Below are 21,858 nucleotides of genomic sequence, written 5' to 3'. Positions count from 1 at the left end.
TTCCCCCTCCTTTCTTTTGTCACCTGCTGTATTTTCTGAATGCCGCCATAAGGGCCTGCTGGGGAAGCGAAGGATCCAGCCGTTCCGCCACATCCTGGGGTTTCAGCCGGTTGGCCCCCGAAGCCCTCAGCTTTATAACCTGGACGGCTTCTATGAGTTTCTGGGGCTTCACCCCTCTGGGACACCGCTCCTCACAGGCCAGACAGGACATACAGCAATAAAGGGATTCCGATTCCAAAAGAGGGGATATCTGATTGTTCTTAACCATATCCACAAATTGATGAGGGTGATATTCCATCTTTTCAAATGCAGGGCAGGTAGCTGTACATTTTCCGCATTTCATGCATTTTGAGGGGTTCACACCGCTGATCCTTAAAATTTCTTCCCTCACGTTCCTTCCTCCTGTTCTTTCACTCCCAAAGCTTCCGCCAGAAGTTCCGTAAAATAGTAAACCGGAATGCCCTCTTTCAGCCCGCCATTTTCCAGATTGTATTTACATAACGGACAGGCCGTAATCATGCCTTCCGCCCCCCGGTCCATAGCAGCTTCCATAATAGAGGAACTTTTTTTCAGAAGCAAATTTCTCATCTTCCATGGTTACATATCCGCCGCAGCACTCGTTTTTTTTAAAGCATAGTGAACCGGCTGGGCGCCGATTGCAAGGAGAAACTCTTCCATAATAGATGGATTTTCCGGATCATCAAAATTCATTACCTGGAAAGGCCTTAGAAGCAGGCAGCCATAATAAGGTGCTATCTTCTTTCCATTTAAAGGATGTTTTACTTTTTCCTTGATCCGGTCAAAGCCGATCCGGTCCCGAAGCAGTTCTAAGTAGTGAATGACCTTTGTCTCACCTTCATAACCATTTTCAGGTTCCAGATAAGCATTGATCTTCTGCCTTATTTCACCGGAAGTCTTCATATCCTCATTGACCCTTTTTATTACGTGGTGACATGCTGAGCATACAGTCACCAGATCCTGCTTTTTCTCCCCTGCCTCCCTTAATGCACGCACAGGAGAAAGGCGTGTAGCCAGTTCGTCCGCCATCCCAGGATAGACGCCTCCGCAGCATTGCCAGTTCTCTATCTCTTCCAGCTCAATTTCTAATATATGGGCACATTCCCTTGCATAGCGGTCCAGTTTCTTCGCCTTTGCCTTCAATGTGCAGCCCGGATAATAACTGTAAACCATTGTCTAAACCCTCCCAACCTCTTACATTGATAATAATTTATCATAAATCAGAAATGAGTGAAATCATAAGCAAGTAATAAATACATTTTGTAAGTAAAATAAACGGATTTGTATTTCTTACTTACATAATTCATTCTTTACTTTCCAATTCTTCTTTTTTTCGATAGGACTCTTCTATAATGATAAAAAATAACAAAGCAAAGGAGAATTTTTTTATGGCAAAGTATGTAATGGCATTGGATGCGGGCACAACAAGTAATCGGTGTATTCTGTTCAATGAAAAAGGGGAAATCTGCAGCGTTGCTCAAAAGGAATTTACCCAGTATTTTCCAAAACCAGGCTGGGTTGAGCATGATGCAAATGAGATTTGGTCCACGCAATTGGGGGTTGCAGTGGAAGCCATGTCCAAAATAGGTGCTTCTGCAGAAGACATTTCTGCGATCGGAATCACCAACCAGAGAGAAACTACTATTGTATGGGATAAGGCAACAGGTGATCCCGTCTATCACGCAATTGTATGGCAATGCCGCAGAACTTCTGAATACTGCGATTCCTTAAAGGAAAAAGGATTGGTCGACACCTTCCGCGCCAAAACCGGACTGGTCATTGACGCCTATTTTTCCGGAACCAAGTTAAAATGGATCCTGGACAATGTAGAGGGCGCAAGAGAAAGGGCCGAAAGAGGGGAACTCTTATTCGGAACCGTAGAAACATGGCTGATTTGGAAGCTGACAAAGGGACGGGTTCACGTAACAGATTACTCGAACGCTTCCCGGACCATGATGTTTAATATTAATACCTTAGAGTGGGACGATGATATTCTTTCAGAACTTAACATTCCAAAGTCCCTGCTTCCCGAGGCAAAGCTTCAAGCTGCATATATGGAGAATCTGACCCACAGTACTTTGGCGGTCCTATTCCGGTCAGCGGCGCAGCAGGGGATCAGCAGGCAGCACTTTTCGGGCAGACCTGCTTTACCGCCGGTGAGGCTAAAAATACATATGGAACCGGCTGCTTCTTACTGATGAATACCGGAGAAAAACCTGTATTCTCCAGCAACGGTCTGGTAACTACCATTGCCTGGGGATTAGATGGAAAAGTGAATTATGCCCTGGAAGGCTCCATCTTCGTAGCAGGAGCCGCCGTTCAGTGGCTTCGGGATGAATTGAAATTCATTGATTCTGCTCAGGATTCTGAATATATGGCCCGCAAGGTAAAGGATACCAACGGCTGCTACGTTGTTCCTGCATTTACAGGACTGGGAGCTCCCCACTGGGATCAGTACGCCAGAGGCACTGTGGTAGGAATTACCCGGGGCGTGAACAAATGCCACATCATCCGCGCCACCCTGGATTCCCTGGCCTATCAGGTAAATGATGTACTGCAGGCAATGAGGTCGGATTCCGGAATCGAACTGGCATCCTTAAAGGTTGACGGAGGAGCCAGTGCCAACAATTACCTCATGCAGACACAGGCAGATATCATAAACGCACCAGTAAACCGTCCGCAATGTGTGGAGACTACTGCTATGGGCGCCGCCTATCTGGCAGGTCTGGCAGTTGGATATTGGGAAAACAAGGAAGATGTCATAAAGAACTGGGCCATTGACAGGACCTTTGAACCTGCTATCTGCGGGGAAGAAAGAACTACGAGGATAAACGGCTGGAACAGGGCTGTAAAATATTCCTTTGATTGGGCAAAAGAAGATTAGAAAATTAAATAAAAGATTCCGGGAGGAAAAAGTATGTTAATGTATTTAGCAGAATTTTTAGGAACTATGATTTTGATTTTGCTTGGAGACGGCGTAGTCGCCAATGTTAACCTGGATAAGTCCGGTATGAAGGGTGGAGGTTCCATCCAAGTCTCCTTTGCATGGGGGTTCGCGGTTATGATTCCTGCTTTCATCTTCGGCGCAGCTTCTGGAGCCCATTTTAATCCGGCTGTTACCATAGCCCTGGCAGCAGACGGAAGCCTTCCATGGGACCTTGTTCCGGGATATGTGATCGCACAATTTGCAGGAGCATTTACCGGCGCCGTCCTGGTTTACTTATTGTTTAAGGATCAGCTTGACGCAACAGAATGCCAGGCCACAAAAAGAGGCGTTTTCTGTACTTCACCTGCGATTCCAAACACCGGCCGCAACCTTTTAAGCGAAATTGTGGGGACATTCGTTCTGGTATTTGCTATTAAAGGCATCGGACAGGCAGGAGCTGTTCCTGCAGGAGTTAATAACATTCTTGTGTTTGCAATCATCGTTTCCATCGGTATGTCCCTTGGAGGCTTAACGGGATACGCGATCAACCCTGCCAGAGACTTAGGCCCCCGCCTTGCTCACGCAGTTCTTCCCATCAAGGATAAAGGCAGTTCTAACTGGAAATATGCTCCCATCGTGTTATTCGGGCCTGTGATTGGCGGCCTTGCTGCAGTACTTCTCTACAGCGCAATCCCCTGGGTATAAGTTTTCCTTTACATACCTGCAAAAGTGACCAAAAAGAAAAAAGGCCGGAACACTTCCATAGTGTTTCCGGCACTTTTCTCACTCTGCCAGGCGTTCCTCTTGTTCTATGTAACGGTAAACAACACCGGGTCTTCCTCCTGTATTATAATCAATGTCACTGATAACCCTTTGTTTTTCCAGCAAATAATTCATATACCTTCTGACCGTTACACTGGACAACTGGACCTCCTTGGCGATTTTCTCGCTTGTCATTGGATTTAACTGGTTTATTCTCATATAATCCAATATGTTATACAAAGTAGCTTCCTGGATTCCCTTGCTGTTTTCTTCTGCCTGCGGCAGAGAAGAAACATGAAACAGTTTATCTAACTGGGACTGGGAGAAATTGCGAGGTTTCAGCAGTTCCTGACTTTTCGTGAATTTCTCCAAAGCATGATTAAACCTGGTATATTCAAATGGCTTTATCAAATAATCGATAATTCCAAGCGAAAGAAACTTCTTCACATGCTTTACATCATTGGCGGAACTTACTACTATGACATCCAGATCCTTCTCCTGTCTCCGGATTTCACGTAAAAGCTCCATACCATCATTTTCGGCATATACAGTGCCGTAATGGCCAAATCTACGGAATGCTCCTCCAGATAGTTAAGAGCATCCCGCCCATTGGAAAAACAACCGCATACTTCCATATCTTTGTTTAATTCCACATAATGGCGGTTAATAGAAGCAACGATAGGGTCATCTTCAATGATGATTGTTTGATACATATTTCCCAACCCCTCCTGTAAAATAATGGCATCAAATAAGTTCCCTTAATCTTCCCACAAAAAAAGCGCACTAAAAGACAACTGTTAAGTTGTCCCGTTGCGCTCTCTTTCTCTCTGGACGATATATAATTATTATAACATACCATATCTGCTATTTCAATACCAATCCGGATTAAGATGAGATTCTTAAATTCCGGCTCTCACTGCCTGAAGCTGCCTGATCAGTTCCGGCACGATTTTCTTCCAGTCTCCGGTTATACCGTAATCTGCGACCTCAAAAATGGGTGCGCTTTCATCCTTATTGATGGCAATGATCAAATCAGACTCTTCCATACCTGCCACATGCTGGATTGCCCCGGAAATTCCAACGGCAATATACACATTGGGACGAACGGTCTTCCCGGTCTGGCCCACCTGTAAGTCCCTTGGCTTCCAGCCTGCGTCCACAACTGCCCTTGAGCAGCTTACCTCTCCGCCTACTGCCCCTGCAAGCTCTTCCAGAAGGTGGAAGTTTTCCGGACAGCCTATGCCACGTCCCCCTGACACCAGTATTTTGGCGTCCATAATATCTGCTGTTTCATTTACAGCTTTCACAATCTCAAGAATTTCCGTATCATTCTTTTTTGGAAGAAAGCCAGGGTTAAATTCCTCAATGACAGCCTTTCTGCCCGGGACTTTCTCTGCGGCGCGCATCACTCCCGGACGGACCGTGGCCATCTGGGGCCGATGGTTGGGGCAGGCAATGGTAGCTATGGTATTGCCGCCGAAAGCAGGGCGTGTCATCAGAAGCTGATTTGCTTTCTGTTCCTTTCCGGAAACCGGATTTAACGGAAAATTCCCGATTTCCAGCTTTGTACAATCCGCAGTAAGTCCTGTTGCAATTCTGGCCGACACCTTTGGCCCTAATTCTCTTCCCACAGCAGTTGCGCCTATGAGAACAATTTCCGGCTTGTATTTTCTGATTGCCGAAGCAAGTGCATGGGTATAGGGCTCTGCCCTGTACTCCTTTAATTCCGGATCATCCACCACAATCACCCGGTCGGCACCATATACAGCAAGTTCGTCCGCCAATCCCATAACGCCGGAGCCAATGAGCACTGCGGTCACATCTGTATTTAAATCTTTTGCAAGTTCCTTTCCTTTTCCAATCAATTCAAAAGCAATGCTGTTTAACCGGTTATCTGTCTGCTGCGCAAAAACGCAGATCCCTTTGTATTCTTCCAGATTCATATAGCCGCCTCCCATCTATTACGCTAAATAACATGTCTTTCCTTTAACTTTTCTACAATAAACGCCGCAGATTCTCCAGGACTTCCACTTATCATCTCTCCCGTCCCCTTTTTTACCTTGTCGGAAGCCTTTGCTATCTGGGTGGGTGAGCCTTTTAATCCAATGTCCGTGTCAGCTACGTCTTTTAAATCTCCTCTGCCCCATACCGTGATTTCCGCTTCATACGCATCAAAGATACCGCCCGGAGTCATGTAACGCGGCTCGTTCAGCTCGGAAAGCGCTGTGATCAGGCAGGGAAGCTTTGCCTTTAAAACGTGATACCGGTCCTCAAACTGGCGCTCCACAACCACACAGTCTCCCTCTACCCGGATATTCTGGGCATAGGAAATAACCGGAATGCCTAAATGTTCGGAAAGCTGTGGCCCCACCTGTGCCGTATCTCCGTCTATGGCCTGACGGCCTGTAATAATCAGATCATATTCCAGATTTCTAATGGCGCCTGCCAATGTGGAGGAAGTCGCCCAGGTATCGGCTCCTCCCAGCACCCGGTCCGTTATTAAGATCCCCTTATCCGCTCCCATGGCCAGGGCCTCACGCAAAACCTCCTCCGCTTTTGGAAGTCCCATGGTAATGGCAGTCACTTCCCCGCCGTGCCGGTCCTTTATGCGAAGGGCTGCCTCCAGTCCTGCTTTGTCGTCCGGGTTCATGACACTTGCCATGGCCCCCCGGTCCAGAGTGCCATCCGGCTTGAATCTTACCCCGTTCTTTGTATCAGGTACCTGTTTGATACATACTACAATTTTCACAACAAGTCCTCCTTATTTTAAAATATTCCCGGATATGACCATGCGCTGCACCTCCGAGGTTCCTTCGTATATCTCCGTGATTTTGGCATCCCGCATCATCCGTTCTACTTCGTATTCCCTGATATATCCGTAACCACCATGGAGCTGGACCGCTTTTGTGGTCACCTCCATGGCAGCCTCCGCCGCATATAGCTTTGCCATGGCGGCTTCCACGCTGTAATTCTTTTGTGTTGCTTTTGCCATCGCAGCCTTGTAAACCAGCAGCCTGGCCGCTTCGATCCTGGCCGCCATATCTGCCAACTGAAACTGGGTATTCTGGAACTGGCCGATGCTTCGTCCAAACTGCTTTCTTTCCATAACGTATTTCACCGTGGAATCAAATGCTCCTTCCGCAATTCCCAGGGCCTGGGCAGCAATGCCGATCCTGCCGCCGTCTAAGGTATGCATGGCGATCTGAAATCCCTTTCCCTGGATTCCAAGCAGGTTTTCCTTAGGGATGCGGCAGTCCGTGAAAATGAGTTCATAGGTAGAAGATCCCCTGATCCCCATTTTCTTTTCCTTTGTCCCGAAGGAAAAGCCCATGGTTCCCTTTTCCACGAGAAAGGCAGAGATTTCCTTCATCTTTTTCCCCCGCTTTTCCACGGTGCCGGTCACAGCAATAATTACGTAAATATCCGCTTCTTTTCCATTGGTGATAAAGCACTTGGAGCCATTTAACACCCAGTGGTCTCCATCCAATACTGCCTTTGTCTGCTGTCCCTGGCGTCGGTTCCAGCCCCGGCCTCCGTCAGTCCAAAGGCGCCAAGCTTCTTTCCGGAAGCCAGGTCAGGGATATATTTTTTTTCTTCTGTGCTTCCGTCCCATAGGTAAGTATGGGATCAATACAAAGAGACGTGTGGGCAGATACAATGACGGCAGTGGTCGCACATACCTTGGCAAGTTCTTCCACGCACATAACGTATGTAAGGGGATCACATCCCTGGCCGCCGTATTCCCTTGGGACCGGAATCCCCAGGAATCCGTATTCTGCCATCTTTTCAACGGTTGATTTCGGAAACTTTTCCGTCTCGTCGGTCTCCTGAGCTAAGGGCTTTACCTCACTTTCAGCAAAATGCTGAAACAGGGTCCTGGCGAGATGGTGTTTTTTTCGATAAATTGAAATCCATGCTTACGCTCCTTTTCTTAGATGATAAGTCCGCAGTGCAGCTGGCAAAACGAAAATCTTTTTCTGCCGCATTTCCCACTGCTCATTGCTTTCGTGGATATTGTGTCATCTCAACATTGTCTTCCAGCATCTGCTGAAGCTGCTTTGCAGCCAGGCTTAATGGCCGGCGGCTGTCGCTGACAATGCAGATGCTCCGCTCCGGTATCTGTTCATGCAGCTTTATTTCTACGATCTCTCCCTTTTCAAGGGCCGGCTGGGCCAGCTCTTCGGGAACAAATCCAATTCCTAAGTTTTTCATGATTACCGGAAGAACTAAGTCAATTCCCGCCACTTCAATGGCCGGCTGCATGACCAGGCCGCAGGAATGGTAAAATTCCTGAAAAAAGGCAAAGGTAGTTGTACTGCCTGACATGGTTATCAGCGGGAGTGACGAAAGTTCTGAAAGGAAACTGGTTTTTCCGCCGTATTCCTCATACTTCTTTCCTCCCGCCAGCAGGCTGCGGAAGGTCTTTACCTTAACTGCCTTTATGTTCTCATCACAGTAAAACGGTGTTGTAATAATTCCCAGATCAATTTTCCCCGCCTTTAGTTCGCTTAAGGTCTGGGGCGTGTTATAGGTGAAAATGTTTAACCTGACCTGGGGAAATTGTTCTTGAAACTCATGAAGCCCTGTAAGCAGATAGGAATGCATGGCCATCTGAGTGGCTCCCACGTTAATCTGCTCGCTATGTTTTCCCAGGCTCTCCTTTAAGGCTTCCTCTCCCAGCATGAGCTGCCTGCAGGCAGGTTCCACATAGCTGTAAAGCAGTTCTCCCTGACTAGTCAGAACAACGCCCTTTTTCGACCGTATAAACAGCTTGCAGCCCAGCACGTTTTCTAAGTTCTGTATATAGCAGGTCACTGATGGCTGACTGGTTAAAAGAGCATTGGCCGCCCTTGTGAAGTTCTTATACTTTGCCACATAATAAAAAAACCTTGTAATGTTCAAAATTAGCCGACATACCATTCCCTCTTTTCTTTTATTGGTTTTTCCTATCTGTATTCATCAGATATTCGTATCAGTCGCCGGATTGACAAAGTCTCCTTCCTGCTGTTAAACTATTTCAAAAGGAGGTTCGCCATGAAAGCAACAAGAGAGCAAATTGAAATGATCCTCAATAAGAAGGTACGCCCGGCTTTGGCGGAGCACGAAGGCAACGTCACGGTACTGAGCTTTGAAAATGACATTTTAAAAGTCCGGTTGACCGGCAGATGCTCCGGATGTCCCGCTGCCAGCCGCACCAGTGAAGAACTGATCGCAGCTGAAATCAAAACCGCATTTCCCTCTGTCGCAGATGTGGTCCTGGTAGAAGAAACAAGCCAGGAATTACTGGATGCGGCAAGGAAACTGCTTGGGCTTCCTTCTTAAAGACAAATTTACAGTCCCGGTCCGGATTATATTCCTCCGGACCGGAAACCGGGCATTTCTGTAGGACCCGGCATTTCTTACATACCATAGATTCAAAGATATTACAAGGCTTTTTCGTCGCAAAACGGCTCCGAAAAACGTTTTTCAAATTCTTCTTTAAGCCCCTCCTGAAAGTTCGTGGGCAATCCTTACCAGCGCTCTGGCCCTTTCCCTCAATGTCTTTCCCTTCATACGGGCGATTCCGTATTCCGTCACAATATAGTCCACATCATTTCTGCTGGTGGTTACAGCTGCTCCCTCCGACAGGAAAGGAACGACTTTCGATACGGTTCCTCCCTTTGTAGTAGAAGGGAATGCGATAATGGAGCGCCCGCCCTTAGAAGCGGCTGCACCTCTCACAAAGTCCACCTGTCCTCCCACTGCGGAATACTGCTTTAATCCAATGGCCTCTGCACACACCTGCCCCATCAAGTCCACCTGCAGCGCAGAATTTATGGATACCACATTGTCATTCTGGCTTATGATAAAGGGATCGTTTACATAGCTGACAGGCATTAAGGACACGGCCGGGTTGTCATCTACAAAGTCATAGAGCCTTCTTGTGCCCAGCATAAAGGTAACGACCATTTTCCCTTTGTCAATGTTCTTCCTTTTTCCTGTAATGACTCCTTTTTCATACAAATCCACCACTCCGTCGGAAACCATCTCGGAATGGATTCCCAGATCCTTTTTATCGTCCAGGCACCTTAAAACCGCATCCGGTATGGCGCCGATCCCAAGCTGGAGGCAGTCTCCATCTTACAAGGGAAGCAATGTGACAGCCAATAGCAGCCTCTGTCTCGCCGATCTTGGAATTTCCATGTTCAAGGACCGGTTCATCACTTTCCACAATGGCAGCCAGCTGCTGACATGGATAAAATTATCTCCCATTACCCTTGGCATATTGGGATTCACGGACCCGATCACCCTGGTCCTTGGGTTTTGTCCCGCTTCCTTTGCAAAATCACAGGAAATGCCATAGCTGCAATAGCCGTGCTCATCCGGCAGAGACAGGGTGACTAAAAAAACATCCGCAGGCTCCACATTTACCACATAATCCGGAATCTGATAAAAGAAGCAGGGCGTATAATCCCCTTTTCCCGCTGCAATGTGGTTTCTGCTGGCAGGGCCTACAAACAGGTTGTTAAAACTGAAATGCCGCTCCATTCCAGGCCCTAAATACTTACATGGCCCTAAATCATGCTGCTGGACAATGCGTATGTTCCTCAAATCCTGTTCTACCGCATAATCCACCATAGCATCCACAAGAACTCCGGGCTCCGAAGCCGCATGGGCAATCAGCACCGTATCTCCGGAATGGATCTCCTTCACAGCCTCTTTTGGCGTTTTCAGCTTTGAAGCATATATTTCTCTCCAGTCCATATTCCTACACCTCCAGGTATTTTTCGGAAACGTTTTCATACTCCTGTGCAAGCTCCTCCCTGAACTGGGGAGCAGCGATCCGGATCAGCTGACGGGCCCTGTCTCTTAAGGTATGGCCCTTCATCTTAGCGATCCCATATTCCGTCACAATATAGTCAACGTCATTTCTGCACGTGGTCACAGTCGCCCCATGAGTCAAAAAGGGGACGATCCTTGAAATGGTACCCTTTTCGCAGTGGAGGAAAAAGCAAGGATGGAACGTCCGCCCTTTGAGAACGCGGCTCCCCGGATAAAGTCCACCTGCCCGCCGATTCCGGAAAACTGCTTTAAGCCCATAGCTTCCGAACAGGCCTCACCCATTAAATTCACTTCCAGAGATGAATTGATGGATACCATGTTATCATTGCGCCCTATGATTGCGGGATTATTGACATAATCCACCGGAGCCATGTAAATGGAGGGGTTGTCATCTGCAAAGTCGTACAGCCGCCTGGTTCCCATAAGGAAGGACACCACCATCTTATCCTGGTTAAAGTTCTTGGCACTGCAGTTAACAACACCTTTCTCATATAAATCCACAATGCCGTCGGACAGCATTTCCGAATGGATCCCCAGATTTTTCTTGTCTCCCAGGAATTTTAAAACAGCATCAGGTATAGCCCCAATTCCAAGCTGCAAGCAGTCCCCATCCTTTATTAAAGAAGCAATATGCTCTCCAATGGCCAGTTCCACGTCACCGCTCTCAGGAATGGGCAGCTGCGTTACCGGCGTATCGTCTTCCACGATCACGTCAATGTCACTGATATGTATAAAGCAGTCTCCGTGAGTCCTTGGCATGGTGGAATTTAATACCCCAATCACCGTTACTCCCTCGATCTCCGCGGCCGGCTTGGTATAGTCACAGGCTACACCAAAGCTGCAGTACCCGTGCTCATCCGGCAGGGAGAAGGTTGCCAGAAGCACATCCGGCTTTAAAGAAGAGCGGAACAATTCCGGTATCTGGTAAAAGAAACAGGGCGTAAAATCTCCCCGGCCGCTGTTGACACAGTCTCTGGTATTGGCCCCCAGAAAAAAACTGTTCTGCCTGAAATGTTTTTCCATTCCCGGCCGGGCATAAAGTGAATGCCCCATATCGATCTGCTGGTTGATCTCAATATCTTTCAAATCCATTTTTACAGCATAGTCCACCATGGCATCTACCAGTTTCACCGGCTCTCCCACCGCATGGCCGATTACCACCCGGTCGCCGGACTTGATGATCTTCACTGCCTCTTCCGCAGTCTTAAGTTTTGACAAATATAGTTCTTTCCAATTCATCCTCCCAAACCTCCCTGTTTAAATCCATTTAAAAACCGCTTTAATCCCGGATCTTTGCAATTTCTTTTGCAAGCTGTTTCTTCTTTCCAATGTTGCCCTGGCGGGAAATCATGATCCTCTGTGCCTGGGGAGAGCCGGCTCCATGCATGGATTCTGTCCGGTAACCCACTGCTGCTGTTCCAAGGGTCAGATTCTCGATCAGGCGCAGAACCTTAAGGCGGTTTTCTGTAGAAACGCCAGCTGCTCCTTTTAAGTATTTCTCCACCATCGGGCCGACCACCGGGCTTTTCAAATCCTTTTCAGAAGGCGCGGTCACCATAATGCCACCTGCAATATCTTCCGCCAGCCGCGCGATCTCATAGGGGTATCTGGTAACATTCTGCTTGCATACGTTGGCAAGCAAAAGATCGATCAGATAGTTTCCTGACTCCGTAGGACTGCCTTCCGCAGAACAGGCAATTCCGCAGCAATAGAGAGTCTCATTTAAATGGACCATTTCAATCAGTTTATCCTTAATGTGGGAAGCTTTCGGCACTCCGTTATAATCCGCAGCCAGTGCAGTGGCTCCGATCAGAACATCTCCACTCCCACCTTGCAGCCGCCATAGGACTGCCTGTGATAGCCTGCAAAGCGTTCCACCAGCATGCCGGCAAACTCATACTCCCCATTTAAGAAAATCCTGTCATTGGGTACGAACACATCGTCAAACACAACCAGGCTTCCACGCCTCCGAATTCACTGTTTCCCACATCCATGGAAGAGCCTTCCAGCTTTCTGGTATCGCAGGACTGCCTTCCGATTATCATGGTAATGCCTTCTGCGTCCGTTGGCACCGCAAAGGATACGGCAAAATCCTTATCGTCCGGCCCCATGGCTACGGTAGGCATGACGATTACCTCCTGGGAATTGATGATACCCGTCTGGTGGGCCTTTGCCCCCCGGACTACGATTCCATCCTCACGCCGCTCCACCACCCGGAGATACATATCCAGATCAGGCTGAGCATGAGGGGCCAGGCTTCTGTCGCCCTTTGGGTCGGTCATTGCGCCATCCACCGTATAATCATTGTCCTGTACCATGCGGAGGTAATTCTTAAAATTCTCATGGTAATGGGTGGAGTACTCCTTATCAATCTCATAGGTGGTGGACCATACTGCATTAAATGCATCCATTCCCACACACCGCTGAAAACAGGCTGCTGTCTTCTGGCCGCAGAGCCTCTGCATCTTTACTTTTTTTTATTAAATCATCCGTATTCCTGTGAATATTGGCAAAACGGTTGATCTTCCGGCCATCCTCCAAGGTCACGGTCATCAGATCCTCATGTTCCGGCATCTGCGCCAAATCATAGGTCGCCTTTACCGAATTAAGAGATGGCCGTAAAATCGGGTTGTCAACCGGATTTTCAATTTTCTCTCCGAACATATAAACATTCAGTTTCATTTTGCGTATGCTTTCTACATACTCTTCCCCTGTCATCAATGCCATTGCTGTTTCCCCCTTTTAATTCAAAATCAATATAGTTCCCTGTAGATTTTTAAAACCCTCTCTTCATCCAGGGGTACAAAATTGTTGGCCATAAGCCTCCCCTGACGCTCCATAACGCTCTTTGCAAACACCGGAAGCTCCTCCGGCTTTACGCCGTATTCATGGAGGGACTTCTTAGGAAGGACCGTTCCCAGAAGTTCATCCAGCTTATCATAGACCTCTTCCTCCCCACAGCCCAAAAGTCCGGAAAGGCACTGGTTTAAGACTGCTATTTCCCCGTCTCTGCGTATTTCCATATAGTTTTTTAACACTCCGGTAAACATGGCATAATTGCTTTCCCCATGAGCCACGTGATAGCTGCCTCCAAGAGGATAGCTGGTGGCATGGACTGCCGCACAACCGGCGGTCCCAAAAGCAATACCCGCATAATTACTGGCAATGAGGAAATCTTTCATAAGGGGTTTTAATGCTTCCCTTCCCTCAGCCGCTATTTTCTGATACCCCTTAATGATCATTTCAATAGCCTTGTATCCGAACAGCTTCGTATAAGGCGTAGCCTTGGGAGATAAGCTGGATTCCACAGCGTGGACCAGGGCGTCAATGGAACTGGCTGCAAATACGCCAAAGGGAAGTCCGTTTAAAAGCTCCGGAACCAGCACCGCATCATCCGCATACATGGCAGGTGATACAAGGCCCATTTTCGTTCCCAGCCTGGTCCTGTTGATAATGGAAATATTGGTCACTTCACTGCCCGTACCGCAGGTAGTGGGAAGAATCACCAGCTTCCTTCTCTTTTTCGCAGAAGCCGGCGCCTCATACAGGGAATCCAGAGATTCTCCTGTCGAAACAGCCAGAACTTTGGCTATGTCGATGACCGTACCGCCTCCTATGGCAATAATCCTCTGGCAATCCATTTTCTCTGCTGCTTCAAGGATCTGGTCCACCATAATGTCCGTAGGTTCTCCGCTGCCGTACTCTTCCTGGAAAATCGTCTCCACTTCCAGTCCCATATTTCCAAAACAGGGATTGTATATGTATTCATTGGTCAATACCAGATCGCCTCTTCCAAGTTTAAATTCTTTTGCGAATTCAGCGCAGGTATCGTAGTAAGAGATCTGTGTATTTAATATTAATTCTGTCATGACGGCTCTCCCTATGAAAAAATCTCTTCATCTGACGGCTGCTTCCAGTTCTTCTTAATCAGAACGATCCTGCTCTTATTCATCAGATGGGTATAAAACAGGTTTTCACTGATGGCGTTATTGCCCCAGCTTCCGCAGCCTAAAGTTGTGGTGGGATTTAAGGAATTGGCAAAGGCCCCGCCTGCCATGCTGGAGCTGGTCTGGTTGACCATTACCCGGCTTACGGGAAGCTTCACACCTGCATATTCGACGTGTTCCCGATTGTCCGACTGAATATCAGCAGAATGACCTTCTCCTTCCACCAACAGGTTCTGATAAGCAATGTCTACGGCTTCCTCCCAGGTTTTGTAGCTGTAAGCAGCCATTATGGGGCACATTTTCTCCTTGCTCCACACAACTCCTGCTCCATATTTTTCCGGCTTGACAACAATCACCTTTCTGTCCTCAGGTATGGAGATCCCTGCCAGCCCTGCAATGGCCTGTACTGACTGGCCCACCACATGCTTACTGATGTTTCCGCCTGGGAACACCACTTCCGCCAGCTTAGAGGTTACGGCCGGATCGTCAATAAAATACGCCCCCTGGTCCTCAAACTCCTTCATGATCTTTTCATAATCTTTCTCAGGAGCGATAATGCTCTGGGTACCGGAGCAGATGATTCCATTGTCAAAGATACGGCTGGCAATCATACGGCCTGCTGCTGCTTTGTAATCGATTCCTTCGTCAATCAATCCCTGTACATTGCCCGGACCAACGCCATAGCTGGGCTTTCCGCTGGAATATGCAGACTTCACCATTGCCATACCGCCGGTCGCTATCACGGCGTCACAGGCTGCCATAAGCTCTGTGGTCAGTTCTACACTGGGCTCCTCCATAACAAGAAAGATATCTCTTGGCACGCCCATACGGTCTAATTCCTTATAATACAGATCCGCTACTGCTGCCGCGCATTTCCTGCCTCTGGGATGAGGAGCGATGATAATAGTATTTTGGCATTTAACAGCAAACATGGCATTGCACATGGGTGTGACCACCGGATTCGTACAGGGAGTGGCTGCCGCAATGATGCCCATTGGCTTTGCCAGCTCAATGATTCCTGCCTCTTCGTCTTTTCCGATGATCCCAACAGATTTCCTGCCTTTCATCGCATTCCAGATAATCCTGGATTTCCCCTTGTTTTTCATAATCTTGTCTTCATAAACTCCCATGCGGCTTTCCTCCACAGCCAGCTTTGCCAACGGCTCTGCATGGTCGAAGACCACTTTTGCGAACATCTTTACAATCTCATCTGTTTTGGCCTGGTCATAAGTGGCCAATATCTCCTGTGCCTTTCTGGACCGCTCAACCAATGTCTGAACATAAGAACCCATCCTTTGTTACTCCCTTCAAGTTATTTTTTTAACATTCATGTTTTTATTTTAACACAATTTATCTTTGTTGAAAAATACTAATAATTAATTGATTATGATAGGATTTTTGAATGAAAAAGCATAAATAAAAAACCGCCACTTTTGTGACGGTATCAGACTTGACCAAATTTACTTACAGGATCTCCCGTTATAAGAGGAACGATGCTAATACAGAGAATCCTCTCAGCACAGAATCATATGGGGAAACAGGTCTTATATAAATTATGGAAAATCATATACGCATCAGATATATCCCCATTGCCATATTTATATTGTATAGCAGATTCTTATGATATCAGCTGTTCTTCAGAACGGCTGTCAAACAAATTGTATTAAATGAGGTGACAATCATGAGTAAACAATATTTTGAAAATTTACCAGAATGTGAAAAAAACGATTATCATAAGTGATACCCACTTAGGTATCGATGACAGATTCTCATGGACAGTTAAGAACCGTCCACGTTTCGTTTCATTTCTTGATCATGTAGCTTCAATGCCTGATGTGAAAGAACTGGTTTTAAATGGTGATCTGTTCGATGAATGGATATTGCCGGCCGATTATCCGGTTTATACAGATTCAGATGAATTTTATAGAAAAGTTGCACGCAATAATCAGATTGTAGTAGATGCGATCAATCATATCATACAAGCTGGTAAAACAAAAGTAACTTATATTCCGGGAAACCATGATATGTTATTTAGTCCAGGCATTGCAGACGAAATTTTTCCTGGTATCTATCAGGCCCGGGATGCCAGAGGCGCAGGCAGATATAGAACCGGCTGCCAGAATGAAATTCTTATTGAACATGGTCACAGATATGATTTGATAAATGCACCAAATCAGGTGTCTAACAAATTTATCACCGGAAGCTATCCATCGATTCTTCCACAGGGCTATATACTTGCAAGGCTGGCAGTGACATCGGCAGCAGAAGGCTATTCCATTTTGCAGGAACCTGATCGTTGTAATAAAGATCAATACAACGCTTATCTGTATTATAAAGACTGGGCCGCAGCATTTGGACTTTTGCCATTAAATGATGGTTTTAATTCAAAAATACTGCCTATTACAATTGATGGATACAATGGATATTATTCAGCAGCAGATATAACCCCCTCATTAAAAAATGGAGAGATAACAGCTTATCTGTATCCCAACTTTCAAAGAGATTGGGCAGAAATCCAGCAGATCAACGAGGTCTGCGTTCCGATTCCTTTCTGTAAAGAGGCAAAGGCAGAGGTAGATGATATTGTATCCCTGGTTGATGATCAGGCATATAACCAATATTTCCAGACAAACAAAACAATTGATATCGTCGTTTTTGGACATACACATGATGCAAAAAAAGGTTATTTATGAATGGAAAGGAAAAACAAAAAATTTATGCCAATTCAGGAACATGGATTGATGTAAATGCAGACTCGGGCACAACTGCCAATTTCGTGATGATCAGCCATTGCGGTTCATATAATTGCGTAGACGCATGTGTTTATGAACAAGATGGCAGTATTACAAAAATAAAACCTGAAAAAGCAGTCCAGGTTCCTATGTGTTAACGGATTCTAATGAGATCGATCAAGCTGTTTTAAGGTGTTCCCACAGTATAAGGGAAGCAGAAGGTAGAAGTGAAAAAAAGAAGATTAAAATTGCTGCTGTAAAATCAACTGATTAAATCCTAATCAGTTGATCTTACAGCAGCTTTAGTTTTTAAAGCACTTTACTTAAAAAAAAGTTTCAGTCTGTCATTTTGCGGATTTGCAAAAAATTCCTCCGGTTCATTTTCTTCCAGGAAATAACCGCCGTCCATGAACATGACCCGGGTTGCCACTTCTCTGGCAAAGCCCATTTCATGAGTGACCACGACCATGGTCATCCGCTCTTCGGCCAGCTCCCGCATTACATTTAAAACTCACCGACCATCTCAGGATCAAGAGCAGAGGTCGGTTCGTCAAACAGCATTACATCAGGATTCATGCACAGGGCGCGGACAATGGCAATACGCTGCTTCTGTCCGCCGGATAACTGGTTGGGATAGGAATCCGCCCGATCTGCAAGCCCTACCTTATTAAGAAGCCCTAAAGCCTGCTCCTCCGCTTCCTTCCCGCTGCGTCCCTGAAGCTTTATGGGCGCAAGGGTCAGATTCTTTAAAATAGTCATATGGGGAAACAGGTTAAACTGCTGGAACACCATTCCCATCTTCTGACGGTGCTTATCAATGTCGGTTTTCTTATCTACAATGTCCACGCCCTCAAACAGGATGTGTCCTCCGGTTGGTTCTTCCAGACGGTTTAAGCAGCGAAGAAATGTGCTCTTTCCTGAACCGGAAGGCCCAATGACGCATACCACATCCCCTTTATAAATATCGACGGAAATGTCCTTAAGCACTTCTGCCTCACCAAACTTTTTACCCAGGTTCTGTACCTGAATCAGGGGTTTTTCCATTCTATCAATGCTCACTTCTGTGCAGCCTCCTCTCCAGTAATTTTACGAGATATGAAAATATCATAACCATAACCAGATAAATAACGGCCACTGCAACCAGAGGCATAAATGCAGAAAAGGTTCGGCTCTTAATGATATCGCCGCCCTTGGTCAAATCCTGCAGCCCTATGTACCCCGCTACAGAAGTCTCCTTTAAAAGTACGATGAATTCATTCGCAAGGGTAGGTACCACATTTTTAAAGGCCTGGGGCATGACGATGAACCACATGGTCTGGGCGTAATTAAAGCCCAGGCTGCGGCCGGCCTCAAACTGTCCCTTTTCAATAGAACTGATACCGCTCCGGAAGATTTCCGCCACATAGGCGCCAGAATTGATTCCAAACGCCAGAATGGCCGTAGGCACCTGGCCCGGATTCGTGGATGCAAAGATGACGAAATACACGATCATAAGCTGTACAACCACCGGCGTACCACGGATCACCGTCAGATAAACGTTGCAGATTGCATTTAGTATTTTCAGCTTATGGGTATTTTCATAGGTTGATCGTATGATGGCAACCAGAAATCCCAGTAAAATACCGATCAAAACTGCAAAAAAACGTGATCTTTAACGTGTTTTGCAGACCGCCGGTAATGTATTTCCAACGGTTATCCACGATAAAATTCTGATAAAAATCATCTATTAGCTTTTCCCACATGGCACTCTTCCTTTTTTATTATTCTGCGGTAATGTATTTATCCACGATCTTCTTCAATTCGCCGGATTCCTTTAATTCCCTAATGGCTCCGTTCATTTTGTCTAACAGCTCTTTGTTGTCCTTTTTAATTGCAATGGCATATTCTTCCTCGGTAAATGCTTCGTCAAGGATCACCAATCCGGCATTTTGCTCTACAAATACCTTTGCAGGCTCACGGTCAATGATGACTGCATCAATTTTGCCCTGAGAAAGGGACATGACTGCTTCCATTCCCTTATTAAAACGCTGAACGTCCGCTCCTCAATATCCTCTGCATAAATATCACCGGTGGTGCCGGTCTGTACGCCGATCTTCTTTCCCGTTAAATCATCCGGTGTTTTGATCTCGCTGTCTTCCTTAACAATGATTACCTGAGCTGCTTCTGCATAAGTATCGGTAAAATCAACATTCTTCTTACGGTCATCATTGATGGTCATACCGGCAGCAGTAAAGTCTCCCTTACCGGACTGAACAGCCGGGATCAGGGAATCAAAGGCCATATCCTGAATCTCCAGCTCCATACCCATCTTATCAGCGATTGCTCTTGCAATATCCGCATCAATTCCAACGATTTCGTTATTATCATAATATTCATAGGGCGGAAATTCTGCATTGGTTACCATAACCAGCTTTCCTGCAGCCTCTTTCTGTCCTTCAGCAGTTGTCTCTGTCTTTGTTCCGGAACCAGCACAGGCAGTTAATAAAGCTGCCATGCATACAACACCCGCCATAGCAATTACATTCTTTTTCATAATGATTCCTCCTCTTATATGCACAAATATGCATAATTATTAAATAAAGTGTCAGTTATACATTATATAGCATTTTCGAAATTAATCAAGTACTTATAAGAAGAAGATTCTTATTTTTTCTGCGGTATTTTCATTTATCTTGCATGATTTCAGGCAATCCTATATAATATGGTTTAAAACAATCCGATTATCGAAAGCAAGAAAGGTCTGAAACCGTTCATGAAGGATTTCCTTGAAAAAACAGCGTGGCCCATGAATCCACCGGCCCCTTATTCCCTGTTCCACATCGTATTTATCGGCATAGGGCTTGCCTCTGTGGTTTTTCTGGCTTATTACACCACCAGAAAAATGAAAAGTTCAAGGCTACCCCTGCTGCTTTTTTTTCTGCGGCATACTTCTGGCAGCCACCGAATGCTGGAAACAGCTTTTTTTATATTATGTGGTAAATGAACAGACCTACAACTGGTGGTATTTTCCATTTCAGCTTTGCAGCCTTCCCATGTATTTCTGCCTGATCCTGCCCTTTGTCCCTTCTAAGGACAGTCAAAGGGTACTATGCACCTTTATGCAGGATTTTAACCTTTTAGGCGGCATCATGGCACTGGCAGAACCCTCCGGGCTTTTTCATCCTTACTGGTTTTTAACCCTTCACGGCCTGGTCTGGCACCTGCTTTTGATTTTTATAGGGCTGGTCATCGCATTTTCCCGTCTTTCCGATACCTCGCTACCCGGATTCGTGGGGACCCTTCCCCTGTTTTTTATCTGCTGTATCATTGCTTCCATTATCAATCGGACGGCAAAGCCTTTGGGTCAGGCGGATATGTTCTACATTTCCCCCTATTACCCGTCGGCCCAGGTGGTTTTTCATGAAATTGCGTTAAAATACGGCATATCCATAGGAAATGCTGTCTATCTGTCTGCCACCTGTCTGGGAGGCTTTCTGTTTCACATAATATTTTGTAAATTCCGTTTGCTTTCCGCCCGGACCGAAGACTGACCGGGCAATGCGATCGATATCACTACTTCAGGAGGAATCATAACATGTCAGACACAACATCAAAAAGAGTGGAGGACGCTCTAAACAAGCATGCAAAGGGGTACAATTGCGCACAGTCCGTTTCCTGTGCTTTCTGTGATAAAACGGGCATTGACGAAGAAACCATGTTCCGCTTTACGGAAGGCATGGGCCTTGGTATGGGAAGCATGGAGGGTACCTGCGGAGCCATCGGGGCTGCTGCCATACTCTCCGGATTAAAGAATAGTTCCGGCCATCTGGACCGGCCGGATTCCAAGCGGGCCTCCCACCAATCGTCAAAAAAAGTGCTTGTCAGACTTTAAAGAACAGAACAAAAGCGTGATCTGCAAAGATTTAAAGGGCGTGGAAACCGGAAATGTCCTTCGTTCCTGTAATGACTGCATCGCAGATGCAGTAAGGATCATAGACCATGAATTGTTTGGTGGGGAATAAAGTGCGGATGGGGAAAGGGCTGAGCACGAATTACTTAGTGCTCAGCCCCTCCTTTTTTATCTTTCCCCTTCATCCGGCTGCTTTCTGGCCCTCTTCACATCCGAAAGGAACTTCTTCCACTCATCCTCATGGGCTACAAAATACCTTGGGCAGTCCTTTCCTGTGGCATCATAATGCCTTATGACATCCTTTTCCGTAAGTCCCAGGTTTTTACAAAGCCAGGCTGTCAGCTTTACCAGGGAATCATAGGTTGCCTCATTGAACTTTCCTGTCTCATCGGGATGGCAGCATTCAATGGAGACCGTGTTCACATTCTTTTCCTTTGATGTGGAATAGGCCATCTCATAGATGGGAATTCCCTGAAGGACCTCTCCCTCCAGCCCTATGATAAAATGACTGCTGGCAGAAATTTTCTTAATCCCGGTCTGATCCTTCAGACTGTTGAAATAATTCATATTCTGGCTGGCTGTTGTCCCTGGATTCGCCACATAATGAATGACGATTTCATCCACCCGCTTCATTTCCGTTCCCGGTCTTGAATACGGATTGGGCTCAAGGAGATCCTGTAAAACCCATTCCGGCATGGAAATCCCCTTTAAATCCACGTAATTTCTAAAAAATATCTGGCCCATGATCCATAAGATTCCTGC

18 protein-coding genes and 8 pseudogenes are annotated in these 21,858 nt (G+C 46.4%); 8 read left to right on the top strand and 18 right to left on the bottom strand.

What is annotated here, in order from left to right; genetic code table 11:
• Positions 1-19: 19 nt before the first annotated feature.
• The 3 genes from JCM10519_RS12455 to JCM10519_RS12450 are packed head-to-tail and all read right to left on the bottom strand — an operon-like array spanning position 20 to position 1,191.
• A complete protein-coding gene (locus tag JCM10519_RS12455) occupies positions 20-391 on the bottom strand; it encodes a 4Fe-4S dicluster domain-containing protein (protein ID WP_054739538.1) in 372 nt (123 codons plus the stop codon).
• On the bottom strand, positions 388-579 hold the full coding sequence (locus JCM10519_RS29465) for a hypothetical protein (RefSeq protein ID WP_347844040.1): 192 nt from the start codon (positions 577-579) through the stop codon (positions 388-390). Before JCM10519_RS29465 ends, JCM10519_RS12455 begins: the two co-directional genes overlap by 4 nt.
• Positions 580-597: 18 nt before the next feature.
• On the bottom strand, positions 598-1,191 hold the full coding sequence (locus JCM10519_RS12450) for a heterodisulfide reductase-related iron-sulfur binding cluster (protein WP_347844039.1): 594 nt from the start codon (positions 1,189-1,191) through the stop codon (positions 598-600).
• A 215-nt stretch (positions 1,192-1,406) separates the two neighbouring features.
• On the opposite strand from JCM10519_RS12450, the pseudogene glpK reads away from it, so the two are divergent.
• A pseudogene (glpK, locus tag JCM10519_RS12445) lies at positions 1,407-2,902 on the top strand (glycerol kinase GlpK).
• 33 nt (positions 2,903-2,935) lie between these two features.
• Entirely contained in the window at positions 2,936-3,649 is a 714-nt protein-coding gene (locus JCM10519_RS12440; protein ID WP_054739536.1) for an MIP family channel protein, read from the top strand.
• A gap of 78 nt (positions 3,650-3,727) precedes the next feature.
• Here JCM10519_RS12440 and JCM10519_RS12435 read toward each other — a convergent pair.
• The 5 genes and pseudogenes from JCM10519_RS12435 to JCM10519_RS12410 all read right to left on the bottom strand — a co-directional run bounded on the left by JCM10519_RS12435 (position 3,728) and on the right by JCM10519_RS12410 (position 8,626).
• Positions 3,728-4,419 (bottom strand): annotated as a pseudogene (locus JCM10519_RS12435) (response regulator).
• A gap of 186 nt (positions 4,420-4,605) precedes the next feature.
• A complete protein-coding gene (locus tag JCM10519_RS12425) occupies positions 4,606-5,649 on the bottom strand; it encodes an FAD-binding protein (protein WP_054739530.1) in 1,044 nt (347 codons plus the stop codon).
• 23 nt (positions 5,650-5,672) lie between these two features.
• Positions 5,673-6,455, bottom strand: a complete 783-nt coding sequence (locus JCM10519_RS12420) for an electron transfer flavoprotein subunit beta (protein ID WP_054739528.1) — start codon at positions 6,453-6,455, stop codon at positions 5,673-5,675.
• A gap of 12 nt (positions 6,456-6,467) precedes the next feature.
• A pseudogene (locus JCM10519_RS12415) lies at positions 6,468-7,621 on the bottom strand (acyl-CoA dehydrogenase).
• Positions 7,622-7,702: 81 nt separating this feature from the next.
• Positions 7,703-8,626 (bottom strand): LysR family transcriptional regulator, encoded by a 924-nt coding sequence (locus JCM10519_RS12410; RefSeq protein WP_347844038.1) that lies wholly within the window; start codon positions 8,624-8,626, stop codon positions 7,703-7,705.
• Positions 8,627-8,740: 114 nt separating this feature from the next.
• Between JCM10519_RS12410 and JCM10519_RS12405 the strand changes: the two genes are divergently transcribed.
• The gene (locus JCM10519_RS12405; RefSeq protein ID WP_054739525.1) at positions 8,741-9,028 is read left to right on the top strand and encodes a NifU family protein; all 288 of its coding nucleotides are present in this window, start codon (positions 8,741-8,743) and stop codon (positions 9,026-9,028) included.
• Positions 9,029-9,129: 101 nt separating this feature from the next.
• On the opposite strand, the pseudogene JCM10519_RS12400 reads toward JCM10519_RS12405, so the two are convergent.
• From JCM10519_RS12400 to JCM10519_RS12380, 5 genes and pseudogenes are all read right to left on the bottom strand, one after another.
• Positions 9,130-10,450, bottom strand: a pseudogene (locus tag JCM10519_RS12400) (acetyl-CoA hydrolase/transferase C-terminal domain-containing protein).
• 4 nt (positions 10,451-10,454) lie between these two features.
• A pseudogene (locus tag JCM10519_RS12395) lies at positions 10,455-11,767 on the bottom strand (acetyl-CoA hydrolase/transferase C-terminal domain-containing protein).
• A gap of 40 nt (positions 11,768-11,807) precedes the next feature.
• Positions 11,808-13,255: pseudogene (locus tag JCM10519_RS12390) on the bottom strand (4-hydroxyphenylacetate 3-hydroxylase family protein).
• A 26-nt stretch (positions 13,256-13,281) separates the two neighbouring features.
• Entirely contained in the window at positions 13,282-14,397 is a 1,116-nt protein-coding gene (locus tag JCM10519_RS12385; RefSeq protein WP_054739523.1) for an iron-containing alcohol dehydrogenase, read from the bottom strand.
• 11 nt (positions 14,398-14,408) lie between these two features.
• Positions 14,409-15,767, bottom strand: coding sequence for an aldehyde dehydrogenase family protein (locus tag JCM10519_RS12380; protein WP_054739520.1), 1,359 nt, complete (start codon positions 15,765-15,767; stop codon positions 14,409-14,411).
• Between the two features lie 405 nt (positions 15,768-16,172).
• On the opposite strand from JCM10519_RS12380, the gene JCM10519_RS12375 reads away from it, so the two are divergent.
• Both JCM10519_RS12375 and JCM10519_RS12370 read left to right on the top strand, forming a co-directional pair.
• Positions 16,173-17,168 (top strand): metallophosphoesterase, encoded by a 996-nt coding sequence (locus JCM10519_RS12375; RefSeq protein WP_054739518.1) that lies wholly within the window; start codon positions 16,173-16,175, stop codon positions 17,166-17,168.
• Positions 17,165-17,365 (top strand): hypothetical protein, encoded by a 201-nt coding sequence (locus JCM10519_RS12370; protein WP_054739516.1) that lies wholly within the window; start codon positions 17,165-17,167, stop codon positions 17,363-17,365. Before JCM10519_RS12375 ends, JCM10519_RS12370 begins: the two co-directional genes overlap by 4 nt.
• A gap of 161 nt (positions 17,366-17,526) precedes the next feature.
• Here JCM10519_RS12370 and JCM10519_RS12365 read toward each other — a convergent pair.
• From JCM10519_RS12365 to JCM10519_RS12355, 4 genes and pseudogenes are all read right to left on the bottom strand, one after another.
• Positions 17,527-18,239: pseudogene (locus JCM10519_RS12365) on the bottom strand (amino acid ABC transporter ATP-binding protein).
• A 16-nt stretch (positions 18,240-18,255) separates the two neighbouring features.
• Positions 18,256-18,949, bottom strand: a pseudogene (locus JCM10519_RS12360) (amino acid ABC transporter permease).
• Between the two features lie 18 nt (positions 18,950-18,967).
• Positions 18,968-19,207, bottom strand: coding sequence for a transporter substrate-binding domain-containing protein (locus JCM10519_RS29460; protein ID WP_347844037.1), 240 nt, complete (start codon positions 19,205-19,207; stop codon positions 18,968-18,970).
• Positions 19,141-19,740, bottom strand: coding sequence for a transporter substrate-binding domain-containing protein (locus tag JCM10519_RS12355; protein WP_347844036.1), 600 nt, complete (start codon positions 19,738-19,740; stop codon positions 19,141-19,143). The genes JCM10519_RS29460 and JCM10519_RS12355 overlap by 67 nt, the downstream gene beginning before the upstream one ends.
• Before the next feature lie 439 nt (positions 19,741-20,179).
• On the opposite strand from JCM10519_RS12355, the gene JCM10519_RS12350 reads away from it, so the two are divergent.
• From JCM10519_RS12350 to JCM10519_RS29455, 3 genes are read left to right on the top strand one after another with little or no spacing between them, the layout of a single operon-like run.
• The gene (locus JCM10519_RS12350; RefSeq protein ID WP_347844035.1) at positions 20,180-20,737 is read left to right on the top strand and encodes a hypothetical protein; all 558 of its coding nucleotides are present in this window, start codon (positions 20,180-20,182) and stop codon (positions 20,735-20,737) included.
• A gap of 44 nt (positions 20,738-20,781) precedes the next feature.
• On the top strand, positions 20,782-21,078 hold the full coding sequence (locus JCM10519_RS12345) for a C-GCAxxG-C-C family protein (protein WP_347844034.1): 297 nt from the start codon (positions 20,782-20,784) through the stop codon (positions 21,076-21,078).
• 16 nt (positions 21,079-21,094) lie between these two features.
• The gene (locus JCM10519_RS29455) at positions 21,095-21,208 is read left to right on the top strand and encodes a hypothetical protein (RefSeq protein ID WP_347844033.1); all 114 of its coding nucleotides are present in this window, start codon (positions 21,095-21,097) and stop codon (positions 21,206-21,208) included.
• A gap of 56 nt (positions 21,209-21,264) precedes the next feature.
• Here the strand turns inward: JCM10519_RS29455 and JCM10519_RS12340 are convergent, their stop codons facing one another.
• Complete coding sequence (locus JCM10519_RS12340) at positions 21,265-21,840, bottom strand: peptidoglycan recognition family protein (protein WP_347844032.1); 576 nt, start codon at positions 21,838-21,840, stop codon at positions 21,265-21,267.
• Positions 21,841-21,858: the final 18 nt, after the last annotated feature.

The organism is Clostridium sp. NkU-1, from assembly GCA_001312405.1.
Note: the sequence above shows the minus strand (reverse complement) of the source record. Positions and strands in the feature narration are given on the sequence as shown.